Below are 7,232 nucleotides of genomic sequence, written 5' to 3'. Positions count from 1 at the left end.
CCGGCCAACGAAGCGCCGAAAGCGGCGGGGAAGGAAGCACCGAAGGCGCCGGYCARCGAAGCGCCGAAAGCGGCGGGGAAGGAAGCACCGAAGGCGCCGGYCARCGAAGCGCCGAAAGCGGCGGGGAAGGCGCCAGTCAGCGAAACACCGAAAGCGGCGGGGAAAGAGGAGCTGAAAGTACCTGTCAACGAAACACCAAACGCACCAGTAAATGAAACACCGAATGTGCCGGTCAATGGGGCGCCAAATGCCGCGAACGCCGAGGGAGCGAAAACGCCGACTGTCGAACCGCCGTTTGTGCATACGATCCCGCCGGCCGCTGCGTCCTCTCACGTTTCATTTGCCAAATCGTTGTCGAATCTGCCGCCGATTCCGCCGAAGCCGAGCAATATTTTACCTGGCATTATGAAAGAGGAAACAGGAGAAAGCCCGGATAAACTGAAAGGGGAGCAGATGGAATCGGAAAGTGATGAAGCGCCGCCGCTTCCGAACATTCCATACGTTCCGGTCGCGCCGCCGCCAGCGCCGGCGTTTGGCAGTGATCAAGGATGTGTGCCGGTGACGCCGATTTTGCCGGGGCCAGGGTTTTATGTGCCGCCGTTGCCAGCGATGCCGCCGTATTCTCCGTTGCCCAATCCGCCGGCCGGGGAAAGCCCAGAAAGCGGCGCAGCACCTTATCCAGGCATCAGTGAAAGCAGCAGTGAATCGGCGGAGTCCCCACCGCTTCTTGGGCCGGGTGGACATGGGGCTGCCATCCCGCCGGCGCCGCCAGCGGGAGCCGCTTTCGCTTCGCCGGGATACGCGCCGCCCGGGGTGTATGCGCCTCCGGCTGGGTATCCGCCAGTTGCCTATATGCCTGTATATTCGCCGGTTCCGCACTATGGGGGGTATGCACCGCCTGGCATGTACGTGCCGCCGGCTCCATACGGGTATGCCCCACAACAGGCGGCGCCGCTTCCGTGGCCGGGCGTCGTCTACCCGACAAGCCCGCCTGGGTATGCGCCTTCGCCTGCTCCGCCGGCCGCCAGCCCGCGCCTGTTTGCCGGGCCGCCGGATGAGGAGAGCGAACATGGTGAAGAACAATAATCCAATCGAAAGAGACGCCGTCGGCCGTCTCTTTTTTCTTCTTGACCGCCAATATCGGCTTGTTATTCAACAAGTTGTGGCATTGAAACCGCATGTCTTCGCCATTGCCGCCCGGCAAGGAATGTTTGTCGCCAAAGCGTATCGCTTTCCTGTTGCGGCCGCGCGGCACGCCTGGCTTCTTGCCGCATTAAGGAAGACCGGTTTTTCCGCCGCGCCGGCCCCTATGCCGATCGGGCGCGGAGGAGTGGTTGAAGCCGGCGGATGCTATTGGCTGCTGACGGAATATGTAGCCGGAGCGCGTCCAATCTCGTTTGCCGCTTGGGCTGACGCCGCTGACGGACTTCATTTGCTCGAACGTTACCATACCATAACGGCAAACATCGCCAGCAGCAAGCAGGAGGCGATGGGGCTGCCGCGTGCGCAGCTGTATGACAAATGGCGGCGCCGCTATGAGGAGTTTTGCCGACATTTGCCTGTTGTTGAAACGATCATGGACAAAGAAGACATTTTATTTACGCTGCGCTGGGCGGATTACTGTCTATCAACGTGTCGCGAGCATGCTCCAGAGTTGACGGCGGATTCTGCTGCCATCATTCATGGTGATGTCGCCTCCCATAATTTTTTGCGCACCACAACCGGCCAGATGTACCTCATCGACTATGACGCGGCCGCTCTTGCCTCGCCCGGGATTGACTATTGCCAATACGCCAATCGCCTCTTGCCGTATATCGGTTGGTCATATTCAACACTCGCCCGTTTCGCTCCGCTTCGCCGTTGGTTGGAAAAACGCTGGTTTTTGCATGCGCTCTTATTTCCGGCTGATGTGTTTCGCGAGTGGCGTCAGGCGGCAGCGCGCCGCCGCCTTCTTGTGTTTGACCGCAAGCGGAGAGAACGGTTTGTCCGCAGCCTTTATGCTATGCTACAATGAGAAATGGAATCTTTGGAAAAGGAGTCGAGGGCGGATGCAAGAAAAAATTGACAAAATCGTGCAATGGTTGCGTGACCAAGTCTCATCAGCCGGTTTAAACGGGGCGGTCGTCGGCATCAGCGGCGGCATCGACTCGGCGGTTGTCGCCCATTTGATTAAGCGTGCCTTTCCGGACGATTCGCTGGGGCTGATCATGCCTTGCAAAAGCAATCCGAAAGATATGGAAGATGCGCTGAAAGTGGTGAAAAGCTGCGGCATCCGGCATTTGGTCATCGATTTGACCGAGGCGCACCGGACGTTGTTTGGCGCGGTCGAGGCCGAGCTGAAAGCCATCGGGGAATGGAGCGAAGAGCGCGCGCGCCTCGGCGATGCGAATACAAGGGCGCGTTTGCGCATGACGACGTTGTATGCGGTCGCCAACAATTACGGCTATCTCGTCGTCGGAACGGACAACGCCGCCGAATGGCATACCGGCTACTTTACGAAATACGGCGACGGCGGAGTGGACTTAGTGCCGCTCATTCACTTTACAAAAGGCGAGGTGCGCGAAATGGGCCGTCTGCTCGGCGTCCCGGAAGAAATTATCAAGAAAGCTCCAAGCGCCGGACTGTGGGAAGGGCAGACGGATGAAAGCGAGATGGGCACGACATACGAAATGATTGATAAATACTTGAAAGGAGAAGACATTCCGGAACGGGACCGGAACATTATTGAAAAACTGCACGAACGCTCGCATCATAAACGGCAGCTGGCCATCGCGCCGCCGAAGTTTTAGCTGTTGCCTCATTGGTGCGAACTGACAGCGATAAACCCCCTTTGTTTTCCGCAATCTAAACGTAAGGCTGGCTTTCGGCCAGCCGTGGGCGAAGGAAACCAAGGGGGGTTTTCCATTGAGACAAGCGGTCAAATGGATTGGGGTGCTGTCGGCTGCCGGCTTGCTCGCTTCGTGCGCCAATTACGGGGCCAATGAGGGAGCTCAGCATTATAACAACGCGACAAGGCCGATCGGCTACTATTCGACGGAACGAAACGACGATTTCCGTTACGGCCGCTATGGGACGAACGCGCTCAACTACGACAACAACTATATATGGGCGCGCCGCGGACCGGCGACTGATTATTTGGCGGACGAAGGCCGCTTCGGCGGACCGGCGGCGACCCGGTTTGATACGGATGTTCCGGCTCTTCCAGGTGATGTCGATTTTGGCGACGGCGATTACAACTATCACGGACATTTAAATTCGTTGAGCGTCGACCCACATCCATCATATTACCGGAGTTATGACGGCGGCCTGGCCGAGGAGCTTTCGCGCCGCGCCGCTGCAGTCGGTGGAGTCGATGATGCGCGCGCCGTCGTATACGGCGACCAAGCGCTCATCGCTATTGCGACCGATGCCCGCCATCCGGAGCGGCTCGAGCAGCGCGTCGCCAAAGCAGTTGCTCCGTACGCCAAGGGCAAACGGGTGCGCGTTACATCCAATTCGAGCATGTACCACCGCGTCCGCACGATTGACAACACCATTCGCCAAGGCGGGCCGATCAACATGGACGAAATCCGCCGCGATTTGCGCACCATTTTCATCGATCATGACACGATTCAAGAGCGGCCGAGAAACACCCGCTAGCCAAGCAGGGGCTGACCCGAACCCGCGTCTCGGGCCAGCCTCCTTTTGTGTCCTGATGGACGGCTCCGGCTGACATTTGCGGCGTTTTTTGTTATAGTAGTATTCGGAACATTCCGTTGCGATGAGAGGAGAAAGACCGATGGCTGGACATTCGAAATGGAAAAATATCCAACGGCGAAAAAACGCCCAAGATGCGAAGCGCGGCAAGCTGTTTATGAAACTGGCCAAAGAAATTTACGTTGCCGCGAAAATGGGCGGGGGAGATCCAGCGGCCAATCCCGGCTTGCGTCTTGTCATTGAGAAGGCAAGAGCAGCCAACATGCCGAACGATAATATTGAACGGGCCATTAAAAAAGCAACTGGAAACCAAGAACAAACGAACTATGAAGAAATTCGCTACGAAGGATACGGACCGGGCGGCGTCGCCGTCATGGTCGTTTGCCTGACCGACAATAAAAACCGCACCGCCGCAAACGTACGCGCCGCTTTTTCGAAAAACGGCGGCAACTTAGGGGAAACGGGGTGCGTCTCCTACTTGTTTGAGCGTAAAGGGCTGCTGATCGTCGATCGCGAGCAGCACGATATCGACGAGGATGAGCTGCTGCTGTTGGCGATCGAAGCCGGTGCTGAGGAGATGGAAACGACCGATGAGTCGTTTGAAATTTATACAGCGCCCGAGTCGTTTGAATCGGTGAAGGAGCAGCTGGAACAGCATGGGCTGACGTTTGCAAGCGCAGAGATCACGATGATTCCGCAAACGTATACGACGCTCGAAGGCGATGATTTGAAAAAAATGTTGAAGTTGATCGACACTCTTGAAGATGATGACGACGTTCAGGAGGTATACCATAACCTGGACGAATCGGTGCTTGACGAATGACAGCGCCCGCCAATTGTTGCTTGAAAAAGGGGTGTACGTCCGTCCGCCGTATATGGTCTATCCAAAAGAGGTGGAATTTTGTCGATCGGCGGCAACTCGCTTTGCAAAAAAGCTAAGCAGAATAGGAATAAAATGGAGAGCAACGGTGAAACTAAGAGCGTAAGGGAATCACCATGCTGGAAGAGAGGAACGGGATGATGCGAATTCTTTCCACCCTTCTGTTGGCTGTTGCCGCCGTGCTGCCGGTCCATGGGGTGTCGGCTGCGCCGGTCAAGATGACCATTGTGTTGCAGCAGCATTACTTAGACGGAGAGATGAGCGAGGAGAAAGTCACGGAAACGGTCGATTCATTGACGGAAATATGGAAGAAGTACCGCGATTGGCAGCTTATCAATCTTGATGACCGAACGATCGTCTTTCGCAAAACGGTCAACGACATTTCGCCGCTGTTGAAAACGAACGGCTATTTCGGGATTACAGACGATGGCACGTTGTCCATTTTTAACGGCAAACCGGGCCGATCGAGCGAAATTATCCAGTCGTTTTTCCAAATTGACGTGCAAAAGCTCGAAAGCCGCCAGCAGCAAAAATTAAAGCAAGGAATTCGCGTCCTCTCGAAAGAACAATACGAACAAGTGATTGAAATGTACCGCCATTTTGCGGTTGTCCAGTAAAGCGGCGACAAGCCCGTGGTGCGATGCGCATCACGGGATTTCTTTTTGCTATAATGAAATCATATGATACAATGAAAGGACGAGAAAAGGGGAGGAGCGTTCCATTGATCGAGTTTATCCGCGGGTACGTCGACTACGTCTGCCCGGAATATATCGTCATTGACCATCATGGCATCGGCTACGAAATTTTTACGCCGAATCCGTTTGCCTTTCGCGAGAGCCGCGAGGCGGTGGTGACGGTGTATACATACGAATATGTGCGCGAAGATGTGCACGCTTTATACGGGTTTTCCACGCGCGAAGAGCGCAACTTGTTCACAAAGCTGCTTCAAGTGTCCGGCATCGGTCCAAAAGGGGGTCTTGCCATTTTGGCGGCCGGGCGTCCTGATGAACTGGCGCGGGCCATCGAGGAAGAAAACGAGGCGTTTTTATGCAAGTTTCCAGGCGTAGGCAAAAAGACGGCTCGGCAAATGATTTTGGATTTAAAAGGGAAGCTCGGAGCGCTTGCGGCGCCGGCGGCTGCACGTTCGGCCGCCCCGCTTTCCGGAGAGCTGGCTGAGGCGGTCGCTGCGCTCAAGGCGCTCGGTTACGCCGAGCGGGAAATTGAAAAAATCATTCCGGCGCTCCGCAGTGAAGCGATGTCGACGGAGCAATATGTGAAGCGGGCGTTGGCGCTCTTGCTCAAGTAAGGAAAGGAGGAAACCGAGAAGGGAGGGATGGCGGTGGATGACCGGATCGTATCCAGCGCTGCCCTAGGCGGCGAGGCGGCATTGGAACCGAGTTTGCGTCCGCAATATTTGCATGAGTATATCGGGCAAGATAAAGTGAAAGAAAACTTGCGGGTGTTCATTGAAGCGGCCAAGCTGCGCGAGGAGACGCTTGACCATGTGCTGCTGTATGGTCCGCCGGGGCTTGGGAAAACGACGCTGGCCGCTGTGATTGCGAATGAAATGGGGGTCAGGCTGCGGACGACGTCCGGCCCCGCGCTCGAGCGGCCCGGCGATTTGGCGGCGCTTTTGACCTCTCTTGAGCCTGGCGATGTGCTGTTTATTGACGAAATCCACCGGTTGCCGCGGACGGTTGAAGAAGTGCTCTATCCGGCGATGGAGGATTATTGCCTGGATATTATGATCGGCAAAGGAACGGAAGCGCGCTCGCTTCGCCTTGACTTGCCGCCGTTTACGCTCGTCGGGGCGACCACGAGAGCCGGGGCGCTGTCGGCGCCGCTTCGCGACCGGTTTGGCGTCATCAGCCGTCTTGAATATTACCGAGTCGATGAGCTTGCCCACATTGTTGAACGGGCGGCCGCGATTTTACGTATTATCATTAGCAGCGAAGCCGCTTCCGAGATCGCGCGCCGGGCGCGCGGCACCCCGCGCATCGCCAATCGGCTGCTCCGCCGCGTTCGCGATTTTGCCCAAGTGCGCGGGGACGGTGAAATTACCCTGCCGCTCGCTGTCGAGGCGCTCGAGCGGCTGCAGGTCGACCGGCTCGGGCTTGATCACATTGACCATAAGCTGCTTTTAGCGATCATTGAGAAGTTCGCCGGCGGCCCGGTCGGGCTTGAAACGATGGCGGCGGTGATCGGGGAAGAGGCGCAGACGATTGAAGAAGTGTATGAGCCGTATTTGCTGCAAATCGGTTTGCTGCAGCGGACGCCGCGCGGGCGTGTCGCAACGCCGGCGGCGTATGCCCATTTCGAAATGGAGGTTCCGAAGCGGTGAACAGCCTGCCGAAGCTGATCATGACGATTGGCGTTGTGCTCATCATGGTCGGGTTTGTCATGCAGTTTGTCAAACTCGGCCGCCTGCCGGGGGATATCGTCATCCGCAAAGGGAATATGACGTTTTATTTTCCCGTTGTGACATCCATCTTGCTGAGCGTTGTGTTATCGTTGATTTTTTACGTGCTCGGACGATTTCGCTGAAGGAAGGAGAACTGCGTCAACTACCCCCACTTAGCTAACGCTTGAAGTGGGGGCTTGCAACTCCCCAGAAGTGCAAACGGACTTCGTCCTCCTTCCTTGACTTGGGGTTGCA

The 7,232-nt window shown here is 56.5% G+C and carries 9 protein-coding genes; all 9 read left to right on the top strand.

Annotation, left to right across the window (positions count from 1 at the left end; translation table 11 throughout):
• Positions 1-1,086: peptigoglycan-binding protein LysM (locus tag CV944_RS01010; RefSeq protein WP_158236212.1), on the top strand; the 1,086-nt coding region annotated here is incomplete at its 5' end.
• Positions 1,070-2,014, top strand: coding sequence for a phosphotransferase (locus tag CV944_RS01005; protein ID WP_100659845.1), 945 nt, complete (start codon positions 1,070-1,072; stop codon positions 2,012-2,014). The genes CV944_RS01010 and CV944_RS01005, both read left to right, overlap by 17 nt.
• Before the next feature lie 34 nt (positions 2,015-2,048).
• Entirely contained in the window at positions 2,049-2,789 is a 741-nt protein-coding gene (gene nadE / locus CV944_RS01000) for an NAD(+) synthase (RefSeq protein WP_100663745.1), read from the top strand.
• Positions 2,790-2,904: 115 nt separating this feature from the next.
• Positions 2,905-3,639, top strand: coding sequence for a YhcN/YlaJ family sporulation lipoprotein (locus tag CV944_RS00995; protein ID WP_044744802.1), 735 nt, complete (start codon positions 2,905-2,907; stop codon positions 3,637-3,639).
• A 139-nt stretch (positions 3,640-3,778) separates the two neighbouring features.
• Positions 3,779-4,519: a YebC/PmpR family DNA-binding transcriptional regulator gene (locus CV944_RS00990; RefSeq protein WP_047818795.1), complete on the top strand. Its 741-nt coding sequence runs from the start codon at positions 3,779-3,781 to the stop codon at positions 4,517-4,519.
• A 197-nt stretch (positions 4,520-4,716) separates the two neighbouring features.
• Entirely contained in the window at positions 4,717-5,193 is a 477-nt protein-coding gene (locus CV944_RS00985; protein ID WP_033011975.1) for an intercompartmental signaling factor BofC, read from the top strand.
• 104 nt (positions 5,194-5,297) lie between these two features.
• The gene (ruvA, locus tag CV944_RS00980; RefSeq protein WP_033014800.1) at positions 5,298-5,882 is read left to right on the top strand and encodes a Holliday junction branch migration protein RuvA; all 585 of its coding nucleotides are present in this window, start codon (positions 5,298-5,300) and stop codon (positions 5,880-5,882) included.
• A gap of 33 nt (positions 5,883-5,915) precedes the next feature.
• Positions 5,916-6,917 carry a Holliday junction branch migration DNA helicase RuvB gene (gene ruvB / locus CV944_RS00975; protein ID WP_033011976.1) on the top strand — a complete coding sequence of 334 codons (1,002 nt, stop codon included), beginning with the start codon at positions 5,916-5,918 and terminating at the stop codon, positions 6,915-6,917.
• Entirely contained in the window at positions 6,914-7,120 is a 207-nt protein-coding gene (locus tag CV944_RS00970) for a DUF2905 domain-containing protein (RefSeq protein WP_011232066.1), read from the top strand. The genes ruvB and CV944_RS00970 overlap by 4 nt, the downstream gene beginning before the upstream one ends.
• The last annotated feature ends 112 nt before the right edge of the window (positions 7,121-7,232 follow it).

Origin of the sequence: Geobacillus sp. WSUCF-018B (assembly GCF_002809985.1) — a bacterium.
In the GTDB taxonomy this organism is placed as follows: Bacteria; Bacillota; Bacilli; order Bacillales; family Anoxybacillaceae; genus Geobacillus; species Geobacillus thermophilus.
This window is presented reverse-complemented; position numbering and strand designations above follow the sequence as displayed.